Below are 22,694 nucleotides of genomic sequence, written 5' to 3'. Positions count from 1 at the left end.
GACCCGCGAATGTACAGCGTGCCAATGTGCGGGACTCACGTGATCCCTTCACCGGGGTATCGCCGGCGGATCCTTGATCGTAACGCGGCATCGGCGCCTTCCCCGTGAGGTAAAAGCGAGTGATGGTTCAGCGCCGAGGCAGGGGCCGGCCATCGCTTCACCGCTGCTGTAGTCGCGGGCAGCGTTGTCCCACGCACCGCCGACCCGGCACCTTCCGCAGCCGGCGACTCGCCGTGGTCGTGGAAATGGCCGTGGTCGTGGTCCTGGACATGGCGATGGTCCTGGGAATTCAACGCGGTAGTCGGGGCAGCCGATATGAAGCAGCGACCTCGCTGACCGCTGCTCGCGCCGCCGATCGGACCCGGTACGGCAATATCCGCTCATAGCCGATGACCGAGAACTTGTAAGTTGTTTCTTTGGCGCAGAACAGAACCCAGTCCTGCCGCCCCCAGAGGAGTTGGCCTGCAACTACTCTCGCTCCCGTGGCAGTGCCATGGAATCGAGTACCCCATCGGGCAGGCTCTCATTCGGTTCGGCATCGATCGCAACCGTGCAGCTGCAAGCGCCTCGCGAGTGCACGTTATTTCCGCTGGTCGCGCGGTTCGAGCCGGCCACCGCGGCCGTCGGCGAACGTACTGTGCCGAGGACCGTACTATCCGGCTCGGCCAACAGGTCCGCCGGGTATCGTCCAGCCCAGGACATGTAGGGGTGGTTATGTCGTTGGTGTGGTTGGTCGTTGGCCTTGTACTCGTCGCCGCTGCACTGGACCGCGTAGGCGTGTGGGCCGAGGCACGGAGGTGGTCTCAGACGAGATTCAGCGCTACGGCGAGGACGCCGAACGTCGCCATGATCGAAGTCACGCCGACGTGCATCCCGATCGACACCCGGATGTCCTTGGTGCGCCAGGCGAACCAGAACCCAGGGAACATGAAGATCACCCGCGACACGAACACCCACGGCGTCCAGAAGTGGTAGAGCGAGAACAGGACTGCGCTGGCCACCGGCGCCCAGCCGCCCAGCCGAGCGATGCGGGGCAGCAGGAAGCCGCGGAAGTACAACTCCTCGATGAGCGGGAGGGAGATTCCCGTCAGCGGCAGGCAGATCAGCATCGTGGTGACCATGGTCGAGTGTGAGTATCCGCTCATGAATCCGGTGAAGCTGCCCGCGCCGGAGGTGAACGGGACCCAGGTGAAGAAGTGGTGGAGCAAAAACCGGTTCACCGGTTCGGTCGCGACGCTCAGCACCATCATCCACACGATGAGCGGGATGATCATCGCCACGAGCTTTCCACGCGGGACCGGCCTATCGGTGTAGCGCAGCACCCCACGTACGGAGAAACGGCCGTTGAGCTGCCGACCCAGCCACAGCAATCCCAGCAGGATCGGTATCAGAACCAGGCACAGCGCGATCGCCCAGCCGAGAAGGGTCGGGTAGTTGATGGCCTCGATGAACGGTTCGCCGATGAGCAGGTAGGCGGCAATGATGAAAGCACCGGGGAGCAAGTGCAACATGATGGACAGCGGCAGAGAGTGGCGGTCGCTCAGCAACGACTGGACCATCGCGCCCTGCCGTGTCTTCTCGATGGCGTGCATGATGAAGGCTCCTCGGGCTGTTGATGAATGGGTTTTCGATCCGGTGGCGTCGACTCGACCGCGGGACCGGACCGGCCCATCGCTTGGACATCATCGAGCCGCGTATTCGAAGGGCATGACACGCTGGGTCTCGTGAATGGGATTGTCTTGCAGGGCGTTTCACCGTCACTCATCGAGCGGGGTACAGCGATCGGTGCCACCCTGCGGCTGTCAGGATCGACATGAGGAACCCGTGGACAGCCGCAGTGGTTCTGTGGCCCAGCGCATTACGCGGCGTCGAGGGCCGCGCCGATCTTGCGGGTCATTTCGGCCACGGTGGGGCTGGTCCGACCCTGCTGTGCCGCTTCGATGGCGATCAATACGGTGCTGCGGAAGTTGTTTGCTTCAGCCGGATCCTGCTGCGTGAGCAGGTTCATGGCGGCGGTCAGGGCGGGAAGCACGCGGTCGGCGATCTCAGCGACGGATCTGCCGTCCAGATTCACAGGCTTCCGCTTCTCGGAGAGCACGCGCCCGACCAGACCGGTCGCCGAAGCCAGCGCGAGGGTGCCGGTGGTCGCGATCTTGTGGGGCGAGCCGCCGGCGGCACCGGCGGCGGCCAGCAGCGAGACCGCACCGTAGGCGGCGGTGCGCAGGGTGAGCTCGTCCTGGTCGGTCAGAGTGATGGACATGATCGATACCTCTTCGAATCTATTGTGGTGCAGTTCAATTGACTTGCCGAATGGCTGAATATCCGAGGGTGACCCCTGCGGTCATCGGTTCGAGGCGCCCCGCGGGTCCGCGGCCGTCTCGCGCACGGCCTCTGCGACGGCGTGGAAGTCTTTGGTCAGGATCTTGGAGTGGTTGCTGGCCACGGTCGCGCTCACGGTCAGGTTCGCGTTGCTGACCAGCAGCGGCTCCAGCGATTCCCGCACCGCCGCCATCTCCTCCTCGGCCGCACCGAGATTCGCGCCATTGGCCACCACGTACCGGACCGGGCTGGTCAGGCGATCCAGCACCGGAGCGAGGGCAGCGCAGAGCTGGTTGAGCTCGATATTGACATCGGCGTGCTGGTCAGCGCTCATGCGCGCGGCCAGACCGAACGGGCGCAACACCGGCATCATCGGGCCCATCTTGTGGAACATCTTGCGGATCCGCTCGAGGTTCTCCGCATCGGTGAAACCCCACGGCATCGCGCCATCGGCCGAGACGACCCCGGCGATCCGGTCGGGGTTGCGGTCGGCCCAGTGCACCGCGACCAGTGCACCGTAGGACCAGCCCACCAGAATCGGCTTCTGCTCGATACCGCGCGCCGCGAGCACAGCGTCGACATCGCGCACGCACGCCTCGAACGAGTAGTCCGCCGAGGTCTTCGACTTACCGCGCGCCCGCTCATCGAAGGTGATGTGCCGGAAGCCGGGACCCAGATCGGCGATCACCTTCTTCCAGTGCTTCTGGCTGGCGTAGGAGCCATTGAGGTAGACGACCGGGACACCGTTGCCGCCGGTGTCGGTGACGGCCAGGGCCGTGTCCTCGACGGCGACCATGCCGGTCCAGGTCGAGTTGGCCGAGGCAGTGTTGTTCGACATGACAGATTGCTCCTTGGAAATGGTTCGGCTGAATTGGTGGTGAGGCATTGGTCTTCGGTGGTGTCAGCGGCCTCGGCCGGTGCACAGGACTACTGTCAGGGGTCGGTCTGTCATGTCCCTGACATGGACCTGACACGTCCGCTGACATGTTGTGGCGGTCAGTGGGCGGCGTTCACGAGTTCGATGTCGCCGATCCGGTTCGGGGACTGTTCGGCGGCCGCGCATGGCGGCGGTGAACCGGCTCGACAGGATGCTGCCCAGGTACCGTGGGCGTCACCGTCAACACCGACACCCTCGACCTCGATCGCGGCGACGCACTCCAATTCCAGGCACGCCTGCCCCACATCATCAGCAATATCAGCGACGAGACCGCCGAAGTGCTGATCATCTCCACACACCTCGAATAGCCAGACTCCTGACTCAGCGGAACAAGCAGTGAGAACCGAGACCGGGCTGCATATTGCGCTGACCGAACCGGCCAGCGCGGGCCTCCGGAAATCAACCGGACGAGGCGTTTGGCATCTTCGGCGGTGCCATCGTCGAACATCCCCGAACACTGGGAGTGGGGTTCCCTGGCTTGCGGTGTTTCTTCGCGAACACTCGGACAGGCATGGCCTGATCGGACAATACTCTGACTATGGCAGCCAAAGCGTTTCTCGAGGGTGGACCCGAGGATCTGCCCACTCGCATCGTGCCGATCTCCCCACCGGGCTTCGAAATCAAGATCCCGCGCCGTGGTGGGTACGAGCACTTCAAGAACACACCACGACACACGGACACTGCAGAGGGCAAGCTTCCTGTCTATGAGTGGTTCGAACGGACCGAGATCGCCGAGTGATACTGAGCCGGTCATCTGCGGCTGTGGATGCGGTGGGCAACACCACCTTGGAGCTACTCTGAATCCGGTCCCATCCGACGCCCTGATGCGTTGGTGAGCAATCAGCGTGCGATACCGGCTTTCCAGAGCTGAACAAGTCCGCCATACGCCAATGACCACTTTCTCGAATGGCCACTTTCTTGCCGACATAATGGCGACAACCCTCGCAGACGAACGTCCGCATATGCTCACGGCGCTGACCGAACCGGCCAGCGAAACAACTGAGCCCCCAACCTGAATTCCCGGATGGGGGCCCAGCAGAGTCTCTACCGACAGCGATGCACGCGCCGCCCTACTTCTTCGCAGAGGCTCAGACGTTGAAGCGGAATTCGACCCATTGACATCCAATCGCTGCACGTCAAACGCGGTGGTCAGCATGCGACTCGCGTTCCGGAGCCGAATAACCTGCGTGCCGGACAGGCCGTTCCAGCTGCTGCCCGCAACGCCCTGAGCCCCACAACCAGGCGGTGCGCGAGGTGGCGGCCGATTCCGTGAATCTCGGAGTAGGCATTGCCGAACGATGTTGGGGCTTCAGCGCTCGATTAAGCTCACCGAGCCGTGTTCGATGTCGCTGGTGACGTAGGCGGTGTGTGTGGTCGGGTCGATAGCGACACCGAGTGGATTGCCGAAGAGGGAAACAGGTCTAACAGCAAGGCTGGAGGTGTCGATGACCGACACCGTCCCCTCGCGGTAGTTGGCGACGTAGGCGGTATGCGTCGCAGGGTCGACAGCTATGCCGCCAGGGCCCTGCCCGACGGTAATCGTGGCAGTCACCCTGAGGCCGACGGTGTCGATGACCGATACCGTCGCATTGTCGCTGTTGGTGACATAGGCGAAATGTGCAGGATCGATCGCCACACCGCCCGGGCGGCCCGGAACTGCGACGGTACCGATGACGGTTCGATTCGTGCTGTCGATGACCGACACCGTCCTGTCGCCGTCGTTGGTGACATACACCCGGTGGGCAATGGGGTCGAGTGCTACGCGGTTTGAACCGTTTCCGGTGGGCACGGTGGCCCTGACCGCATTTGTTGTCGTGTCGATGAGTGACACCGATCCGTTGTCGCCGTTGGTTACGTAGGCGATATGGGTATCGGGGTCGACGATCACACCGCCGGGATGGCCACCGACAGCCACGGTGGCGATGGTGCGTCTGACGGTGTCGATGACTGACACCGAGGAATCGTCGTAGTTGGTCACAAAGACGCCGTGTGTGGCTGGATCCACAGCAACACCGACCGGGCGGTGTCCGACAGCGATGGTATCGGTAACCGTCCTGCTGGTCGTGTCGATCATGCTGAGCGAATTCGCTCCGTTGTTGGCGACGTAGGCGGCGTGGGCCGACGGATCGACCGCAACACCGAATGCACCATTGCCCACCTCGATGGACGTGACGACCCTGGGAGGGCCGATGCCGATGGGGGGTCTCGGCCAGAAAAAGTGCAGGACGCCCACTCCTGCGGCCACGACAAGCACCGCAACCAACCCGCGGCGGACGCGGCGCTTTCGGACCGGAGTCCCCGCCACCACCGCCGGTTTCATGGTGCTCGCATACTCGGCGCCTCCGACTGCCGGGATGCCTTCCGGCACCATCTCGGATTTCGGCGGTACGGGCGACGATGAGACGGTTGCGGTGAGCTCCTTCGATGACGCCGCCAGCGCGTCATTGGCGGCAGCGGCCAGCTCACCACAACTGGAGTACCGGCATTCACGGTCCTTGGCCAGAGCACGTTCGACGATGACATCGAAACCCTCGGGCACACGCACTTCGCCGTGCCTGCTGGGCTTGGGGATCGGCAGACTCAAATGCCCGTACATCAACTGCGCCGGAGTGCTCCCCGGATACGGCAGAGCACCGGTCAGCATCCGATACAGAGTCGCACCCAGGGCGTACACGTCGACACGGTGATCGACCGCCACGCCGATATCGAATTGCTCGGGCGCGGCATACTGCAGACTCGCCAGCAGCATGCCACTGCGAGTAAAACCGCCGGTTTCATCGAGAGCCTTGGCGATACCGAAGTCCGCGAGCAACACCCGCTCGGGTTCACCACGCGACGCATCGGTCAACAAGATGTTGGCCGGCTTCACATCACGATGCAACACCCCATGCCCGTGCGCGTAATCGAGCGCAGCCGCGGTCTCGGTGACGATCCACACCGCCCGCCCGACCGGCAGCGGCCCATCCCGCAACAACTGGGCCACGTCGCTGCCGTCGACATACTGCATCGCGATCCACAACTGACCACCCTCGTTGCCCCGGTCGTAGACGGCGACAATATTGCGATGATCCAGCCGGGCAGCGGTATCGGCCTCTCTCAGGAACCGGGCACGCACATCCTCGTCATCGGTCAGAGCACGATTGAGCAGCTTCAAAGCGACCAGCCGCGGCAAATTCGGATGCTCAGCCAGATACACCGTGCCCATACCACCCGCACCCAGCCGACGCACGATCCGATAACCAGCGAACACTCCCCCCGACTCCAACGAAGCGCCCATCGCTGAGGACCCCTCCCTTCCGGGAACACCCTCACTCCGACACCCGACCAGCAAACACCCAGCCCCGCCATTCGGGTACCCGCACCGGCAACAGAAACCTCTCAACAAGCATAGGCGCGGACACCGGCCACACGAGATCTCGAACCGGTCGGCCCGCTCGAGTCCGAGGCGCGCCGACATCGCAGGGCACGAGTTCGATTCGGTCGCGGGTCGAGAGTCGTTGCGTGCTCGGCTGTTTCGCGGACCGGGACGACCACTCGCCAACCCGGCGATGCCAGATGGCTCGACACGTGGGTGCCCAGCGCGCCCATCCCGCCGGTCACGAGCACGGTCGCGGTCATGGCCGCAATGCTTTGTCGGCCTGCCCTGTGGCGGGCTGCCATCCGGGCGGGCCGAAGGTGTAGCCCAGCCAGTCACGGATTCGCCTGGTGGAGCGCAGGTCTCGCCACCAGGCGCCGTATTCGTGGAACTGCAGGGTCAGGACATTGGTGCTGTCGACGTTCTTGGTGAGCCCGTAGGTGGGGCGGAAGGTTTCGGCGCGGAAGCTGCCGAACATGCGGTCCCAGAGGATGAAGATGCCACCGTAGTTCTTGTCCAGGTAGCCCGCGTCGCTGGCGTGGTGGACCCGGTGGTGTGAGGGTGTGTTGAAGATGTACTCGTACCAGCGCGGGAGCCGGTCGACGGTCTCGGTGTGCACCCAGAACTGGAAGACCAGGTTGAACGACCACGCGGTGAACAGCATCCACGGCGGCACACCCAGGGCCGGCAAGGGTGTCCAGGCGAGCAGCTCGAACCAGGGGTTCCATTTCTGCCGCAGCGCGGTGGCGTAGTTGAAAAAGCGGCCGTTGTGGTGGGCCTGGTGCGTCGCCCAGATCACGCGGATCCGGTGCGACATGCGGTGATAGAGGTAGTACAGCAGATCGACCGCCACGACGACCGCGACCCAGGACAGCGGATTGTGCGGATCCACATGCCAGGGCGCGTGCACATAAAGCACCGCGTAGCCGAGGACCGCCGCGAACTTCGCCGCACCGTTGATCAATAGCGACACCAGGCCCATGACCACGCTGCTGCGGGCGTCGGCACGGTCGTAGCCGGCGCGGTCGTGCCGGTCCGCACGCATCGACCAGACTTCGATCGCGATCGCGATCGCGAAGAACGGCACCGCGTAGGTCACCGGTTGATTGATCTGCTCCCACAGGGTCACGGCGTCATCGCCTCCACATCAATGATATGACCGCACGGTCACATCGAGTGAAGTGACCGTAAGGTAAGTTCGAGAACATGTCAACACCAGCGGTTCTGGGAACCAAAGGGATGCCCTCGGACGACCGCCGCCGGCAGATCCTGCTCGCGGCGCTGCACGAGTTCGCCGACCGCGGATTCACCGGCGCCTCGATGGCATCCATCGCGGCCCGCGCGCAGATCTCCAAAGCCCTGGTTTTCCAGCACTTCACCTCGAAAGACCAGCTCTACGCCGACTGCGCGACCATGGTCGGGGAACCGCTGCTGGCCCGGATGGAAGTCGAGATGACCAGCGGTGCATCACCTTTCATCATTCCGATCAACGCGCTGCACGGCATATTCGACACCCTCGGACCTGACCGGACCGCCTGGCGGATCCTGCACGACCCCACCGTCCCCGACACCGGCGCGGCCGCACCGGTCGTGCACAGCTACCGCGAACGGATCGCGCGCTTCGCCACCTGCGGCGTCACCCGATTCCTGACCAACCTCGGCGACACCGACGAACGCGATATCGACGCACTCATCGGGATCTGGACCTCCGCCGTCGACGCCATCATGAACTGGGCCCGAAACCACCCCGACGAAACCGCCGACGATCTCACCGACCGCTTCGGACGCCTCATCAACACCATCTTCTCCGTCGGAACCACCCGATAGATCCGAACCGGCCGACCACACCAACCCCGGCGGTCGACTACTCGGCACCCAACGTCCGACACCGCCGCGCCCCGCACTGCCCGGACCGGCCGTCGCAGGGCGGGCAAAGATCAACTGGTCGTGCCGATCCGAGGCCCGGCCGAACGCACCGTTCTATGCCGATGACCGTGCAGCGCTCCTTGCTCGGAGACCTACTCAGCTATTCTGTGGCCCCTCGGTGCTCGATTGCGTAACGAGCCATCGCCCAGGCTTTTTCGAATTCGTCGGCAGTCATCTCCTCGAGAGAACCACCTCCGAGATCCCAGTCGTCGGCGCTGCCCTCCGCGAGCACACCGTATTTGGCCTCGTATGCCCGAACTGCAGTCCAGCGAGACCGTCCCCACGGCACACGACTGCACCCAACGCAGCGACGACCTGGCCGGACACCTCGACTGTCGATTCCCGGTCGACCACCCCGGCCAGCTAGCCGCTAGCAGACCTTTCGATCTCGGCGCTTTCGGTGAGCCGGCCACGCCGAAACGCCTGATCCCGTCTCCACATCGGTGTACCCGATCCCCCGAACTATGACTGCCCTTACTGGATCCCAATGCTCCGCGATTCGTGGGTTCGTGCCGAAAGTTGGGATCGGTAGGCAGCGCGGGCGGCATGTAGTTACCACATGACCGCCGCAACCCGCAGCGGGCCAACAGATGGAACACATCAGTGACAACCACACACGCAACGAGGAACGGGTTGCGGATTTCACCGATCGCCGCCGCGTTCGTCGCCCTGCCGCTACTGGCGGCCTGCGGCTCCGACCACAAGACCATGAACACCTGCTCGGAGTGAGCCGGCAGGGGTGTGGATCGAACACACCTGTGCTGGTCGATGTGGCGACGCCAACGCCGGCACCCGCGCCATGGCCCGGCCGACCGATGGACATCGGCTTGCCCGAGCGACGTTGCGATTCGTCGCGTATTCGCATGGCGGGCATCGACTTGGCACCCCATAATGCTTGCGCAGCAAACTTTTCCCTGAACATGAAAGGCTAAACCATGACGTCTCCCCAGCCTCCCGCGGACCAACCGCAGTCTGCCGGCTTGGACAAGAAGACCAGCGCGATCCTGTCGTACGCGCTGGGATGGCTCACCGGAATTGTCTTCCTATTCGTGGGAAAGAACGACCCCGATGTGAAATTCCATGCCTCACAATCGATTATCTTCTTCGGGGCGGTCTCGGTAGTCAATATTGTTCTGAGCATCATCGGCTCGCTCCTCGGAGTCCTGGGGATCATATTCAGCCTCGCCGGCCTGGCAGTCGGGATCTTTGCGGTCGTCATCTGGATCATGGCCATGATCCAGGCGAACAACACCGGCGGTGTCCGCGCGGAGCTCCCCGTCGTCGGAAAGTTCATCGCCCCCTATGCCGATCAGTTGGCCAATTCGATCAAGTAGCGACGCATTCGGCGGCCCTAGCGCCAGCCGGATTTCGTAATCGATGATGCTGCTGGTCAGCGGGCTGCACTGTAGGCGACTACCGCGTGATCAGGTCCTGTTTTCCGGGACACAACTGACTCAGCGGTGGCCGCGAGCGAGCCACAGCGTAGCGCCTGACCGGTGGCAGCGGTCTGGCTCCCACTGTTTCGAATATCGTCCGGTTACCCCCGACCACGGCGGAGGACAAGGGACGTTACTTGAACCTGCCCACCGTCAGGTGGATCAGTTTGAACCACCTGGCTCGGCGAGTTCGTTGGCGCAACTGGACTATTGGGCGAACGGCTGCTGGCACACCCCGCACAGGATCGGCCCGGCGGCAATGATCTTCTTGTGCGCGCGGATCCGGCACGGCGGCTCGCACCGGCAGGTGAGCGGGCTGCCGTTGCGATCCGCCGACTTCGGGCCCGGCACCGTGCCGTCGCCGTCCTCGGCAGCCGGTTCCAGCGGGCGGTATGCCACGATCACTTTTCCAGAATGCCTATCTCGCACCGGTATTCGCTCACGGCTCCTTCCGGCAGCACAGTCACCGACCAGCCCGTACGCGGGTGTCGCTCGGCAGCCAGGCCAATCTCCTCGGCGATCTGCCATCCCCGAACATCCTCTTCTTGCCGCAACCCGCGCGGTTCGAAACGGCCAGCGCGGACCTGCGGAAGATCAACGGACCGAGCGCCTTACGGTCGCCGGCAGTGCACGTGATGCCGAGTTCGGTAGGTGCGCCAGTCGGATATCGAGCGTCCCTACTCCCGATCTCCCATGGGCCGCCGCACGGGAGGTACTGAAGCCGTGGTTGATGCCGGCCGGGTGGCGGGCGACCACTCTCACCCGCTCGCCGGCGTTCACGCACCCTTCCGGCATCGCGGCCGGCCTCCCCAGCCAGATATGCCCATAAGACTGGGGGCGCAACGGGTTTCGCTCCGAACGCGATGTACTCGGTAACAGCGGATGGAAGCCTTCTTCCTCGGCACACCCCCTCCGAAACATCGAAAACGGGAACATCATGACTGCCTTTCTCACGACCACACGCAAAGCTGCCTTCGCCATGGCCGCGATCGCGGCGGCGTTCTTCGTTGTCCTGGCAGGCGCGGGTACCGCGAACGCCAGCGGGGTCAACGCCGAGATCAAGTTCGCACCCGGCACCGACCATGGCACCGTGGACGGCTACATCAACCGCGGATACACCGACACCTGGATGCTCGACGCCAGCGCCGGTCAGCAGATGAGCACCGAGATCATCTCGCACTACACCTCCGCGTCCGGCACCGCCATCTACACGCTCACCGCGCCCGACGGACAGCAGATGGTCACCAGCGCCACCGGAAGCGAGCTCTGGCTCCCGGCCACGGGTACCTACCGCCTGACCATCACCTCGCCCGAGCACGACGCCTCCTACACGATGAACATCAAGATCGACTGAACCTCCCTCGGCAGCAGGAGAGATCAGGTGTCGAGAATCGATCGATTCTCGACACCTCCCACACACCTGGAGCATCCGCTCATACCGCATACCGCGCTGACCGAACCGGCCAGCGCGCGGCGTGGGCGGCCGGAACCTGTTGCGGTGCAGAACGTCCGCATCTGCCGAGTTTCGCGCAACCGGCATAGCCTCGCACTACTGATCGCAAATCGCCCGTATTTCGCCAATTCCTCAGTGGTTGTGCGTGATTAGACCGGTCGACCGCAACATCGGCCGGCACATAGCTGTGCACTATTCTGCCGCGCCCAGCGCTGACCGAACCGGCCGGCGCGCAGCGGCCCGTGGCCGGAACCCGGTGCGGCGCACAGTCCGGGGAAGGTGGTGTGCCCGCCCATCGAGGTGATGACGAAGATGTGACCGCCGCGCCGCTTCCGCATGCCGGGTAGGACCGCTTTCACAGTCGCTACCGTGCCGAATACGTTGACCTCGAACTGGCGCCCGATCGAAGTGCTCGTGGCCAACGCCGGCTACGGGCTCGGAAGGCACCTTCGAAGAGTCATCGATGGCCGATCTGCGCTGTCATCGGCGGGAACACGTTGTGGGCGTTGCTGTTTCCCGATGTGGCCGAGCTGCCGCGCCGGGAACGCAGCATGGCGCGCTGGACGCTGCTGGATCCGCGTGCTCGCCTGGTGTGGTGCGACTGGGAACGCGTCGCCCGCGATTCCGTGCATGGGTTGCGGCGGGCCGCCGCCGCCCAGCCGCGAAACCAACGCATCGCCAACCTGATCGGTGAGCTGATGATGCGCTCACCCGAGTTCCCGGCGTGGTGGTCGGAACACCGCGTCCAGGAACGCAGCACCGGCCTCAAACGCCTCCACCACCCTGTCGCCGGTGACCTGGAACTGCAGTACGAGATCTTCACCTCGGTCGCCGACCCGGGCCAATCGCTCGTCGTCTACTGCGCGCCGTCCGGCTCGCCATCCCAGGAACGCCTGCGGCTGCTGGCCAGCTGGGGCCGCGAACCCGCCACCGCGACTACCCGGGACACGGCCGCCGAGTCCTGACCACCGCCCGAACCGGGCAATCCAGCACCAACACCACCCAGACACGACCCCGCCGTACCCGCGGGGTCGATGCCGTCGTGCCCACGCACGCCCCGCGGCCTGACACTCATCCACGAAAGGACATCCGTAGTGAGCAAGACGTTCCTGATCACCGGCGTCAGCACCGGCCTCGGACTGGCCATCGCCCGACGAGCCCTGGCGGCCGGGCACCGGGTCGCGGGTACCGAGCGGCACGCAGCCGCCTTCCAGGCACTGGACCCCGACCGCGCCCGGGCCTTCATCCTCGACCTGTCCGACGCGGACCGGATCGACCCCACGGCGCGGGCCGCCGAAGCGGCACTGGGCCGGTAACGGCGCTGTGGCTACCGACCCAGCCGGAGACAGCGACAGCGCCACATCCGACACATGATCAACGAAACGCCACACGTCCGCTCATCGGCGTAAGGCGTTCTGTGTCAAGCGGATAGTCGTCGACTCAACGCCGACGACTGCTCTGCCCTGGCCGCGGCACCCGCGCCCGGAGTCGCTATGTCTGACGACGGCAGCGATCGCGCTGTTGCCAAACAGTCCAAACCCGGTGTTGCGCTAACACATTGAGACCACACCGATGAGCGAGTGATCATCGGTCGTTGCTGTGGCAGGCTCGGTCCAGAGCACTCGCTGACCAGCCGCTGTACCAACAAGGACAGCTAGGCTCGGTGCATGAGGGCAAGGGGTCATATCGCCGTTGTCGATTGGCTTCGAGCCGGATTGGTGTGGCGGTCTATCCCGCGCAGATCCGTTCGGTCAGCTACTGCCGAACAAGTCGCCACTACCCCAATCACCACTACCCCAATCACCATTGGCCCAACCACCATTGGCCCAACCACCATTACCCCAGTCACCGCCCCGACCGCTGCCATCATCGCCGCCGTCCCAAGCGCGATCAGCCTGCACCACACCGGGCATGGGCGTCGTCACAGCCATGACAGGAACCGCCGCCGTCATCGGAACCGCTACCGCGGCTCCAACGAGCGCGACATTCGCGAGCAGCTTGCATGTGGCAGTTCGGTGCGTCTTGTTGGTCATCATCATCACCTTCTTCCGGCGAGTTCGCGCGGACCTCACCGGCCGATTGTCGAGTTCATTGACATTCCCCGACACGTCTGATGTTAGGCCTGCACCGTGGTCGCCACCACCAGCAAAGGAGGAGCCTGGCACTGACTCTCGCTTCGTCGCGCGTACCTCTGGGCAGTGCGGGCCGAGCCAGGGAAAACACCCTCTGAACTGTGGCTATATCGCACTACCCCTGTGGGCGAAGTGGACTTGAAGCATTTCTGGTCCCTGTGCTCGCACGTGCATGAGTTCGGCGTCTGGCAAACCTCCACATGGAAGGAATGTTTCCGTCCACCACCACACGTCAGGGCTTGGTCACCGTGCAGCCAGGAATGTCTGTTCGAGCTCCGCCCGCAGATAACCGAGCGGCGGAGCGAGAACCCGGGACAATGGCGTGTTCGGGCACCCGCTCGAGGAGTTGACTCTAGTCGGATCAAGTGAGCTGTAATGCCCGTATACCGCGCTGACCGAACCGGCCAGCTCGCGGCATCGGCGGAACGACTGAGCCCCGCCGGGAGACCGAACGGGGGCTCAGTAGAGCCTCTACCAGCAGTGATACGCGCACTGCCCTACTTCTTCGCAGCCGCTGATCCGCTTCGGAACTCGACCCTCTCGACATCGGACAGCAGAAGTGAAAGCGCGATCACTTCCCCATACCCCGAACCCGCGGTGAAGCCCGCGAATGACACTGCGACACAGGCAATTCGAGCACGTCGGCCAATTCCGCGATACCCGCCACCTCCGAGCCGAGCCGAGCCGAGTTCCGAAGCCGAACAACCTGTGCACACCGACCCACCTATCCAACCGACGCCGACAACGCTCGAGACGGGTCCCCGACCACATCGCCAGGCTGGCTATAGCCGGGCAATGGTGCGCGCGGCGAGATGCCTCTGACTTCCCTTGGTCTACGAGACCTCGAGGACTGCTCTTCCAACCGGATCGTCGGCTACTCCATCGACGAGCGCATGACCTTCGCTCCAGCGGTGGCCGCGCTGCGCAACACGGTCGCGATGCGGACCCCGGTCGTCACCGTCGTCCACTCGGACAGGGGCAGTCAATTTCAATCCAGAACGTTCGTTCATGCGTTGTCGGCCAACCGATTACAGGGATCGATGGGTCACGTCGGAGCATGCGGCGACAACGCCGCCTGATACCCATCGAGTTCGAGACAATCAATCAGCCCGCACTCTCGGCCTGAAACACTAAACCCCGCAAGTCGACCGAACTCGGGGCAGTCCCATACGCCTTCTGTCCTACCTCGAGCCACTCCTGCCGGAAGCACCCGTGGCCCTTCACCGTGACCACCGTGTCGCGGAGTTCAGGGCAGCGGGCCGTTGAGGTTGATGCGGTGCAGGGCGAGGGCGAGGTGCAGGCGGGTTCGGCCGGAGGCGGTGTCCGGGCGATAGCCGAGGACGGCAATCAGGCGGCGCAGGCGGGCCTGCAGGGTCGAATGGTGGATGAACAGGGCCTCCGCCGCGCGCCGGAGGCTGTCGGTTTCGGCGATGGCGGTGAGGGTTTCGAGCGCGTCCGGCAACTGGTCTCGTGCGGCCCGCAGGGTATGGACGTCCTCGATCAATGCCTCGTCGGCCGAAATACGGTCCGCGACAAGGGCCCAGCCGCCGAGGTCGTCGTAGCTCAGCAGCCGCGGGCCGGGTTCGCCGGTGAGCCGGAGGGCCCGCAGCGCCGCCGTCCAGGATCGTGGCAGCTCGGCGGCGGTGACGATCGGTCCGACCCCGGCGCGCGCCGCGGGTGTGGGCTCGATGTCGGCGGGTATGACGGCGGCATGCACGCGGCCGATGCGGGTGGTCCAGCGCACCGCGGGTTCCGAGTCCGAGCCGGGGTGGTCGGGCAGACTGGCCACCACCCGTACCCGCAGCTCGGCGGGCAGTGCCAGTCGGCGCAGTGCCAGCCGGCGTGCGGCGCTGCCGGTTTCGGCGGACAGCAGCGCTTCGACGCTGGCGGGGTCGTGTCCTGGGGTGGTTCCGCGGGTGCGATCGAGTACGACCGTGGCGCCGACAGCCAAGCGCTCCAGGATGATTCGATCCGTCGGCAGGGCGGGGGCCTCGCGTTCCAGCCAGACGTAGCCCGTGGAACCGCCGCCGAGGTCTGCCGTGGCATAGGCGTCGGAGTGAGGCGCGGGATCGATCCGGTGACCGTCAGGATGAATGCGGATCGTCAGATGCCGGTCCGGGTCATGCAGGCCCGCAGGGCAACCGGACAGGATCGCGGCGGCCCGGATGAACGAATCCAGGCCGGCTCGTCGTTCCATGAGGCGATCGAAGTAGCTGATGGCGTGAACCGCGTCCTCTGCGGCGGGGTCGAGCGCCGCAAGGCGTTGCAGCAGTTCTTCCATATGCGCTACAGCCTAGCGAACATCCGCCAAGTGGCGGATTTCCCGTCGTAACGTCCGCCGGTCCGCGTATCGACCACGCCGTTCCCGGCTGCGACCCTGATGTGGTCGGCCTATCCGAGGAGAGAACACACGATGAGCACACGCCCGCCGTTCGATGCCGAACTGGAGGCGATCTTGCTGTCCTATCCGCTCGAACTACGGAAACTTGGCTGGACCGGTCCGCACGACCTGGACGCTTACCGGCAGATGAACACGTCGCGCCCTGATCTGGTCGCCTTGGAGCGCGAGGGTGCGGTAGCGCTGGAGCAGCGCCGGATCCCCGGTTCCGAGGCGAGCGTGGACCTTCCGGTCGTCATCATGCGGCCGACGCGTCGTGGCGGTCCGTGGCCGTGCGTGTTCCACACGCACGGCGGCGGCATGCTTTCGGGCGACGAATTCGAACTCTCAGACACGCTCGCGCGCTGGGTGGACATCGTCGGGCTGGTCGTGGTGTCGGTCGGCTACCGGCTGGCACCCGAGCATCCCTACCCTGCACCGGTCGAGGATTGCTATGCCGGGTTGACCTGGGCGGTCGAGCACGCCGGGGAGCTCGACATCGACCCGGAGCGGCTGATCATCTTCGGCAGTAGTGCGGGCGGCGGGCTCGCGGCGGCGACGGCGCTACTGGCCCGGGACCGGAACGGACCACGGCTCATCCATCAGATTCTGCAGGCACCCATGCTCGACGACCGCAATCTGACCCGCTCCAGTCACGCCCTCGACCGCGAGGGATTCTGGGATCGCGGCGCCAATATCGCGGCCTGGACCCGGTATCTGGGCCATGCGCCCGGCGGACCGGAGGTGTCGCACTACGCGGCTCCGGCTCGTGCGCAGGATCTTTCGGGATTGCCGCCGACCTTCATCGACGTCGGTCAGGTCGAAACCTTCCGCGACGAGGCGCTCATCTACGCGATGCGCCTGTCGGACGCCGGGATTCCGGTCGAACTGCACATGTGGCCCGGCGCCTGGCATGGTTTCTCCACGGCCGCCCCGCAGGCCGCACTCTCCCAGCTCGCGGCTGCCGCCCGCACCGCCTACCTGCAGCGCGTCCTCGGCTGACCAGCCTCGGACCGGCGGTGTTCAGCAGCAGCGGCGACCGCGACCACCGAAGCGACAAGGACCCCCTGATCCAGTGGTTGGCGGCGAAACGGCCGCGAGCCAAGGACATCCGCTCATTCCGCATATCGCGGGGTTCGAAGCGGCCACGCGGCAAGCCCGAAGATCAACGCGCCGAGATCATCTCGGCCAGTCGAGCGCACTGAACTGCCGCATACCGCGCTGACCGAGCCGGCAGCGCGAGGTGTCGGCGGCCGAAACCTGTTGCGGTGCAGAACGTCCGCTATTGCCGAGTTGAGCGCATTCGAAGGTCGCTGGGTTGGATCGATGGTTCGGCTGCCGGTGGGCTCGCTAGTCTCGGTTGGCGAGCCGGGAGTATCAGTCGTGCTGGGGATCGGCTGCCCGATTGGAGTGCTGACTGGGGCCGGTGGGCAGCAACGGACGGGTATGTGAGCACGTGGCGGGCCAGCTCTCAGCTCACGGCGAACAACTTTGTCTCACGAAAGTGGCGAATCTTCAGCCGCCCGCTGTGCGCGCGTTCATCGCCCCGCCACTTTCAGCAGGATCTTGCCGCCACGGAGCTGATGCGACACCGCATCCTGGATATGCTCGAGGGGGTACACGCCCGCCACCGGGACCACGAGGGTGCCATCAGCTACCAGCGGTGCCGCCTCACGAATGACAGGCACCACCTTGTCGCGGTAGTCGAAGTCGCCGACAAGGAATCCGCGGACCGTGAGGTGCTTGCCGACCAGTGCCAGGGTGTCGACCCACATGGGTTCGCCACTGGCCCAGGAATAGCCGACCAACCATCCACCGTCGGACAGCAATTCGACCAGCCGCGCCACCGCTGGACCACCGACGCGGTCCACTGCCAGCGCCACGCGCGCGTCGCCGATCACTGCTCGAACATCGCCGACCGCATCGGGGTCATCGGCGTGGACCACGTCGGCCCCGGCTGCTGTGAGTTCCGCGAACGTTGCGTCGTCACGGGCCAGGTTGATCGTCTTCAGTCCACGAATTTTGGCTAGCGCTATTGAGCATCAACCCTGCCGTCGGGGGGTTGCTGCCCAGCGTCGGGTACTGCTCGATGTCGCCGGCGGGGAGTGCGAACAGGCTGTCGGCGGGCACGACGAGCCGCTCACGCCACGCAAATGGCCGCTCGCGCAGCTCAGCGACGCCCTACCAGACGTGCGCTCGGTGTCCCCGGATGCTGGACACCTGGCGACGGGTTCGCGAACGTGCGCTGGTCCCAAGCCGATCCGCATTCGCGGTCGGCTACTGCGATCTCCTCACTCCGGGCGAACCTGCTCGGCCTGCGGGCCCTTTTGCCCTTGGGCAGCGACGAATGACACCCTTTGGCCCTCTTTAAGGGACTTGAAGCCCTGGGTCTCAATCGCCCTGAAATGCACGAACAGGTCGTTTCCTCCGTCATCGGGGGCGATGAAGCCGAACCCCTTATCGTCGTTGAAGAACTTCACGGTCCCGCTCTGCCTGTCGGCCATGATGTCATTCCCAATCGTGTGAGGTCCTCGAGCCGTGACGGGCGGGATTGCCGGTCACGGCGTTTATCATCTCTTGCCGGTACTCCCAGGGACAGTTTCACAGGCGGATAGCGCAACACCAGAACTGCGATGATCAACGCGGCACCCGCATCAGTGCCGGCGACGACCTGCCCGGGCTACGCTGCAGCCACTGTGTATCGGCCGGTGGCCAGTAGACTGACCAGTGGCTTCGGTGATTGCCGAGGGCGTCCAAGGCCTCTCTGCGGATCTCATCTCGCGGTGCCGCCCTGATCCCACGAAAGGGCGAATATGGCAACCTCCGCCGACGAAACGACCGACCAGCCTCCATCGGATGTCGATATGGCCTCGGTAAGCGTCGAAACCGATGCACCGGAAGAGGATTCAACCTTCGATGTCGCAATCGACCCAGCGCAGCGAGGTGGCGCCGGGGATGATTCGGAATCGGATGACAGCGAGTCCCCAGCGATGCGACGGGTGCGCATGGAAGCCGCGCTCACGGCCGGTGGGGATTCGACGCGCGCGTACCTGAAGCAGATCGGCAGTGTTCCCCTGCTGTCTGCGGAAGAAGAGGTGGATCTCGCGATCCGGATCGAGGTTGGACTGTATGCGGCGCAGAAGCTGCACGAGGAGCTCGAATCGGGGTCCGGCATCACCACCGCGCGTCGCCGCGACCTGACCTGGGTCGTGCAGGACGGCGTCAAGGCCAAGAACCACTTGCTGGAAGCGAATCTGCGCCTGGTGGTATCGATCGCCAAGCGGTACACCGGGCGCGGTATGGCCTTTCTCGACCTGATCCAGGAAGGCAATCTGGGCCTCGTTCGTGCGGTCGAAAAGTTCGATTACGCCAAGGGATTCAAATTCTCGACCTATGCCACCTGGTGGATCCGGCAGGCGATCAGTCGCGGCATGGCCGACCAGTCCCGGACCATTCGCATCCCGGTGCACGTGGTGGAGATCATCAACAAGCTCGGACGCGTCCAGCGTGAGCTGCTGCAGCAATTGGGCCGCGAGGCCACGCCCGAAGAGCTCGCGGAGAAACTGGCCATCGCACCCGCGAAGGTTCTGGAGGTCCAGCAGTACGCGCGTGAGCCGATCTCACTGGATCAGACGATCGGCGACGAGGGTGACAGCCGGCTCGGCGACTTCATCGAGGACAGCGAGGCGGTCGTCGCGATCGACGCCGTGTCGTTCACCCTGCTGCAGCGCCAATTGCGGTCGGTGCTCGACACGCTCACCCCGCGGGAAGCAGGCGTAATGCGCCTGCGGTACGGCTTGGATGATGGGCAGCCCCGGACCCTCGACGACATCGGGAAGGTCTACGGCGTCACGCGTGAACGAATCCGCCAGATCGAATCGAAGTCCATGTCGAAGCTGCGCCATCCGTCACGCTCACAGGCCCTGCAGGGCTACCTCGACTGACCGGCCCTGAGGTCTGCCGTCCGCAGTGAAGGGCGAATTGCACAATCGCCGAAACCGCGACCCGACATCCTGTAATGGCACCCCGCATACCGCGCTGACCGAACCGGCCAGCGCGCCGCGCCGGCGAAACGACTGAGCCCCCACCCGGATACCGGATAAGGGCTCAGCAGAGTCTCTACCAGCAGCGATACGCGCGCTGCCCTACTTCTTCGCAGACGCTGATCCGCTTCGGAATTCGACCCCATTCACATCCAATTGCTGCACGTCAAACGCCCTGCTCGGGGCCCGACTCGCGTTCCGAAGCCGAATAACCTCTGCACGCAACCTACCGAGCCGACCGATGCCGGCACCGATCCGAGACCGCCTCTCCGGCCGCACCACCTCGCTGGCTATGCTCAGGAACGGATGAAGGCGAGCAGGTCGGCGTTGATGGTGGCGGCCTCGGTGGTCGGCATGCCGTGCGGGAAGCCCGGGTAGGTCTTGAGGGTGCTGTTGGGCAGCAGTTCGGCCGAACGGATGGCGGAGTCCTGGATGGGGACCACCTGGTCGTCTTCGCCGTGCAGGACCAGCACCGGGATGGTGATCTTGGTGAGTTCCTCGGTGAAGTCGGTCTGCGAGAACGCGACGACGCCGTCGTAGTGCGCCTTGGCACCGCCGGCCATGCCCTGACGCCACCAGTTGGCGATCACGCCTTCGGAGGGCTGCGCGCCGGGCCGGTTGTAGCCATAGAACGGCCCTTCGGCGAAGGTGCGGAAGAAGTCCGAGCGGCGGGTGGCGACCTGTTCCTGGATATCGTCGAAGACCGACTTGTCCAATCCGCCGGGGTTGTCGTCGGTCTTGACCATGATCGGCGGCACCGCACTGATCAGCACGGCCTTGGCCGCCCGATCCTGCCCGTGGCGCGACAGGTAGCGCACGACCTCACCACCGCCGGTGGAATGACCGACGTGTACCGCGTCCGTCAGATCGAGGTGCGCGACGACGGCGGCCAGGTCATCGGCGTAGTGGTCCATATCGTGGCCGTCGGCGACCTGCGCCGAACGGCCGTGACCGCGCCGGTCGTGGGCGATCACCCGGAAGCCCTGGGACACGAAGAACATCAATTGCGCGTCCCAGTCGTCGGACGACAGCGGCCAGCCGTGGCTGAACACGATCGGCTGTCCGGTGCCCCAGTCCTTGTAGAAGATTTCGACGCCTTCGGGCGTTGTGATGACGGGCATGTGAGACTCCTTGGTCGGATATTCGGTTCGCAGTCTATGGATGGGTGGCGCGCAGTCAGTGTGCGTCATCATGGGTCCGTCACGCCCCACCATCCACGCCACGAATCCCACCAATTCGGCCATGCCGGGCGAATCGATTTCTCCTTACCGAGCCGCTTGTTCGATCAATCTGGCGACCACGGCCGGTTGGGAAACCAGCGAAGCATGTGAGGCTTCGACCTCGGTGGTGTGCGCACCCATCCGCTGCGCGAAGAACCGTTCGGCGGCGGGCGAGATCACCCGGTCGGCAGCCGAAACCAGATACCAGGTGGGAGTCGTCGTCCAAGCGGCCGGACCGCTGGGTTCCAGCAGCGCGTTTACTGCGATGGAGCGCTGATGGGTGACCATGTTCACCGCCGTATCGGGCGACACATCCTGCGCGAACACACTGTTGAAGGCATCGGGGGCGACGTATCCGTCCAATCCCGAACTCGATGGCTCCAATGCCAGTGCGGGCGGCTGCAATTGGCTGCCGGGGAAGCGGGAGGGATCCATGGCGATCGCTATGGGTTCGCCCTGCTGCGGCGCGAAGGCCGCGATGTAGACCATGGCCTTCACATTCGGGCCACGGGCCTGTGGCTGGGCGATCAGGGCGTCGCCGCTGTGGTCAGCGCGGTAGGCGGCATAGAGCGGGTACGCAGGCGCGATAGCCCTGCGCTGCAACAGAGTTCGGCTCGCGTCGCCGCTGAAACGGTCAGAGTCGCTGTTTCGGCGAGTCCAGGTCTAGCGTTCCCGGTGTGGGTGTAGATCTAGGTGACTGAGCACACACTCGACACCGAACCTCAATGCATCTTCCCTGTCAGCACCCCATTCAGGTGCGCTCAAAATGCAACCGCTCGTGGGAACTGAGCGGTCTGGCCCGGAAGAGTTCGCGTCAGTTGCTCGACCGGGGTCGACACGAACGACGTCACGGCAATGGAGCAGCTGCGCGACGAATACGACGGTCTGGTGGCCCGTCTCACAACTGTGCTGGGCCCGCCACACGACGTTCAACGAGGGCCGGAGCCAAAGGCGCGCTGGGACCGCAAAATCTGGTTATCCGGCTCTCTGTGGTGCTGAGCGGTTACATCAACCTCTATCTGGTCAACCCCGCCTACCAGGAATGGGTCGACACCCCGGAGGACTTCGAGCCGTACTGGGTTGGGAGGGGTTCGAACCGGTCCCACGACAGTCCGGAAGATCAGCGGCCCGAGATCATCTCGGACCGCGGTCGTTGGACCATGCGAAGCAGCTTTGAATACGGCGAGCGCCACCGCGAACACATCCGCTACTGCCGCATACCGCGCTGATCGAACCGGCCAGCGCGGGACAGGCAAAGATCAACTGGCCGTGCCGATCCAAGGCCGGCCGAACGCACCATAATGCCGATTATGTGATGTGGCAGGTGTCGGGATTGCTTCCTGCAGGATGCGCGACTCCACCGTTCGAATCTGCTGGCCATGCGGCCACGTGATGCCACAGGTCGGGCACGACGACCACCCAGCAACACGCGATAATGAACTCCCGGTACACCAATTGATCTCAGCAATCACTGCTCTACCTGGGTTCATTCAAAT

The 22,694-nt window shown here is 64.6% G+C and carries 23 protein-coding genes and 3 pseudogenes; 13 read left to right on the top strand and 13 right to left on the bottom strand.

Features of this window, described 5'->3' with window-relative positions:
• Window positions 1-803 precede the first annotated feature (803 nt).
• From ACIRRA_RS23105 to ACIRRA_RS23095, 3 genes are all read right to left on the bottom strand, one after another.
• A complete protein-coding gene (locus ACIRRA_RS23105; protein ID WP_402771514.1) occupies window positions 804-1,592 on the bottom strand; it encodes a lysostaphin resistance A-like protein in 789 nt (262 codons plus the stop codon).
• 266 nt (window positions 1,593-1,858) lie between these two features.
• On the bottom strand, window positions 1,859-2,260 hold the full coding sequence (locus ACIRRA_RS23100) for a hypothetical protein (protein ID WP_402771512.1): 402 nt from the start codon (window positions 2,258-2,260) through the stop codon (window positions 1,859-1,861).
• Between the two features lie 81 nt (window positions 2,261-2,341).
• Entirely contained in the window at window positions 2,342-3,157 is an 816-nt protein-coding gene (locus tag ACIRRA_RS23095) for an alpha/beta fold hydrolase (protein WP_402771509.1), read from the bottom strand.
• 266 nt (window positions 3,158-3,423) lie between these two features.
• Between ACIRRA_RS23095 and ACIRRA_RS23090 the strand changes: the two genes are divergently transcribed.
• Entirely contained in the window at window positions 3,424-3,564 is a 141-nt protein-coding gene (locus ACIRRA_RS23090) for a cupin domain-containing protein (protein WP_402771506.1), read from the top strand.
• Window positions 3,565-3,794: 230 nt separating this feature from the next.
• Window positions 3,795-3,995 carry a DUF5988 family protein gene (locus tag ACIRRA_RS23085; RefSeq protein WP_402771504.1) on the top strand — a complete coding sequence of 67 codons (201 nt, stop codon included), beginning with the start codon at window positions 3,795-3,797 and terminating at the stop codon, window positions 3,993-3,995.
• Between the two features lie 570 nt (window positions 3,996-4,565).
• Here the strand turns inward: ACIRRA_RS23085 and ACIRRA_RS23080 are convergent.
• Both ACIRRA_RS23080 and ACIRRA_RS23075 read right to left on the bottom strand, forming a co-directional pair.
• Entirely contained in the window at window positions 4,566-6,533 is a 1,968-nt protein-coding gene (locus ACIRRA_RS23080) for a serine/threonine-protein kinase (protein ID WP_402771502.1), read from the bottom strand.
• Between the two features lie 337 nt (window positions 6,534-6,870).
• Window positions 6,871-7,740 (bottom strand): sterol desaturase family protein, encoded by an 870-nt coding sequence (locus ACIRRA_RS23075; protein ID WP_402771499.1) that lies wholly within the window; start codon window positions 7,738-7,740, stop codon window positions 6,871-6,873.
• Between the two features lie 110 nt (window positions 7,741-7,850).
• Here ACIRRA_RS23075 and ACIRRA_RS23070 point away from each other — a divergent pair, with 110 nt between their 5' ends.
• The 3 genes from ACIRRA_RS23070 to ACIRRA_RS23060 all read left to right on the top strand — a co-directional run bounded on the left by ACIRRA_RS23070 (window position 7,851) and on the right by ACIRRA_RS23060 (window position 9,871).
• A complete protein-coding gene (locus ACIRRA_RS23070) occupies window positions 7,851-8,438 on the top strand; it encodes a TetR/AcrR family transcriptional regulator (protein WP_402771496.1) in 588 nt (195 codons plus the stop codon).
• A gap of 702 nt (window positions 8,439-9,140) precedes the next feature.
• Entirely contained in the window at window positions 9,141-9,266 is a 126-nt protein-coding gene (locus tag ACIRRA_RS23065) for a hypothetical protein (protein ID WP_402771493.1), read from the top strand.
• A 251-nt stretch (window positions 9,267-9,517) separates the two neighbouring features.
• A complete protein-coding gene (locus ACIRRA_RS23060) occupies window positions 9,518-9,871 on the top strand; it encodes a DUF4870 domain-containing protein (RefSeq protein ID WP_402771488.1) in 354 nt (117 codons plus the stop codon).
• Window positions 9,872-10,180: 309 nt separating this feature from the next.
• Here the strand turns inward: ACIRRA_RS23060 and ACIRRA_RS23055 are convergent, their stop codons facing one another.
• Entirely contained in the window at window positions 10,181-10,378 is a 198-nt protein-coding gene (locus ACIRRA_RS23055) for a hypothetical protein (RefSeq protein ID WP_402771486.1), read from the bottom strand.
• Window positions 10,379-10,910: 532 nt separating this feature from the next.
• On the opposite strand from ACIRRA_RS23055, the gene ACIRRA_RS23050 reads away from it, so the two are divergent.
• Window positions 10,911-11,327: a hypothetical protein gene (locus ACIRRA_RS23050; RefSeq protein ID WP_402771483.1), complete on the top strand. Its 417-nt coding sequence runs from the start codon at window positions 10,911-10,913 to the stop codon at window positions 11,325-11,327.
• A gap of 248 nt (window positions 11,328-11,575) precedes the next feature.
• Here ACIRRA_RS23050 and ACIRRA_RS23045 read toward each other — a convergent pair whose 3' ends face one another.
• On the bottom strand, window positions 11,576-11,848 hold the full coding sequence (locus tag ACIRRA_RS23045; protein ID WP_402771480.1) for an SDR family NAD(P)-dependent oxidoreductase: 273 nt from the start codon (window positions 11,846-11,848) through the stop codon (window positions 11,576-11,578).
• Here ACIRRA_RS23045 and ACIRRA_RS23040 point away from each other — a divergent pair.
• Window positions 11,819-12,391, top strand: coding sequence for a hypothetical protein (locus ACIRRA_RS23040; protein WP_402771954.1), 573 nt, complete (start codon window positions 11,819-11,821; stop codon window positions 12,389-12,391). The genes ACIRRA_RS23045 and ACIRRA_RS23040 overlap by 30 nt on opposite strands.
• Before the next feature lie 129 nt (window positions 12,392-12,520).
• Complete coding sequence (locus tag ACIRRA_RS23035) at window positions 12,521-12,742, top strand: SDR family NAD(P)-dependent oxidoreductase (protein WP_402771477.1); 222 nt, start codon at window positions 12,521-12,523, stop codon at window positions 12,740-12,742.
• 435 nt (window positions 12,743-13,177) lie between these two features.
• On the opposite strand, the gene ACIRRA_RS23030 is transcribed toward ACIRRA_RS23035, so the two are convergent.
• Window positions 13,178-13,459: a hypothetical protein gene (locus tag ACIRRA_RS23030; RefSeq protein ID WP_402771474.1), complete on the bottom strand. Its 282-nt coding sequence runs from the start codon at window positions 13,457-13,459 to the stop codon at window positions 13,178-13,180.
• Between the two features lie 941 nt (window positions 13,460-14,400).
• On the opposite strand from ACIRRA_RS23030, the pseudogene ACIRRA_RS23025 reads away from it, so the two are divergent.
• Window positions 14,401-14,634, top strand: a pseudogene (locus ACIRRA_RS23025) (DDE-type integrase/transposase/recombinase); the annotation flags it as partial.
• A gap of 170 nt (window positions 14,635-14,804) precedes the next feature.
• Here ACIRRA_RS23025 and ACIRRA_RS23020 read toward each other — a convergent pair.
• Complete coding sequence (locus ACIRRA_RS23020) at window positions 14,805-15,839, bottom strand: PucR family transcriptional regulator (protein ID WP_402771472.1); 1,035 nt, start codon at window positions 15,837-15,839, stop codon at window positions 14,805-14,807.
• A 132-nt stretch (window positions 15,840-15,971) separates the two neighbouring features.
• Between ACIRRA_RS23020 and ACIRRA_RS23015 the strand changes: the two genes are divergently transcribed.
• On the top strand, window positions 15,972-16,937 hold the full coding sequence (locus ACIRRA_RS23015) for an alpha/beta hydrolase (protein ID WP_402771469.1): 966 nt from the start codon (window positions 15,972-15,974) through the stop codon (window positions 16,935-16,937).
• Window positions 16,938-17,473: 536 nt separating this feature from the next.
• On the opposite strand, the gene ACIRRA_RS23010 is transcribed toward ACIRRA_RS23015, so the two are convergent.
• Both ACIRRA_RS23010 and ACIRRA_RS23005 read right to left on the bottom strand, forming a co-directional pair.
• Window positions 17,474-17,932 carry a zinc-binding dehydrogenase gene (locus ACIRRA_RS23010; RefSeq protein WP_402771951.1) on the bottom strand — a complete coding sequence of 153 codons (459 nt, stop codon included), beginning with the start codon at window positions 17,930-17,932 and terminating at the stop codon, window positions 17,474-17,476.
• 294 nt (window positions 17,933-18,226) lie between these two features.
• Window positions 18,227-18,439: a cold-shock protein gene (locus tag ACIRRA_RS23005; RefSeq protein ID WP_402771466.1), complete on the bottom strand. Its 213-nt coding sequence runs from the start codon at window positions 18,437-18,439 to the stop codon at window positions 18,227-18,229.
• Between the two features lie 306 nt (window positions 18,440-18,745).
• Here ACIRRA_RS23005 and ACIRRA_RS23000 point away from each other — a divergent pair.
• Window positions 18,746-19,879 (top strand): annotated as a pseudogene (locus tag ACIRRA_RS23000) (RNA polymerase sigma factor); the annotation flags it as partial.
• 395 nt (window positions 19,880-20,274) lie between these two features.
• On the opposite strand, the gene ACIRRA_RS22995 reads toward ACIRRA_RS23000, so the two are convergent.
• Window positions 20,275-21,099, bottom strand: a complete 825-nt coding sequence (locus ACIRRA_RS22995) for an alpha/beta fold hydrolase (protein WP_402771464.1) — start codon at window positions 21,097-21,099, stop codon at window positions 20,275-20,277.
• A 144-nt stretch (window positions 21,100-21,243) separates the two neighbouring features.
• Window positions 21,244-21,801, bottom strand: a complete 558-nt coding sequence (locus ACIRRA_RS22990) for an alpha/beta hydrolase (RefSeq protein WP_402771461.1) — start codon at window positions 21,799-21,801, stop codon at window positions 21,244-21,246.
• A 213-nt stretch (window positions 21,802-22,014) separates the two neighbouring features.
• Between ACIRRA_RS22990 and ACIRRA_RS22985 the strand changes: the two are divergent.
• Together ACIRRA_RS22985 and ACIRRA_RS22980 are read left to right on the top strand one after the other, a co-directional pair.
• A pseudogene (locus ACIRRA_RS22985) lies at window positions 22,015-22,197 on the top strand (DUF6301 family protein); the annotation flags it as partial.
• The gene (locus tag ACIRRA_RS22980) at window positions 22,188-22,427 is read left to right on the top strand and encodes a hypothetical protein (RefSeq protein WP_402771458.1); all 240 of its coding nucleotides are present in this window, start codon (window positions 22,188-22,190) and stop codon (window positions 22,425-22,427) included. The pseudogene ACIRRA_RS22985 and the gene ACIRRA_RS22980, both read left to right, overlap by 10 nt.
• Window positions 22,428-22,694 lie beyond the last annotated feature (267 nt).

Source organism: Nocardia sp. NPDC101769 (genome assembly GCF_044766925.1).
Lineage (GTDB): Bacteria > Actinomycetota > Actinomycetes > Mycobacteriales > Mycobacteriaceae > Nocardia.
Note: the sequence above shows the minus strand (reverse complement) of the source record. Positions and strands in the feature narration are given on the sequence as shown.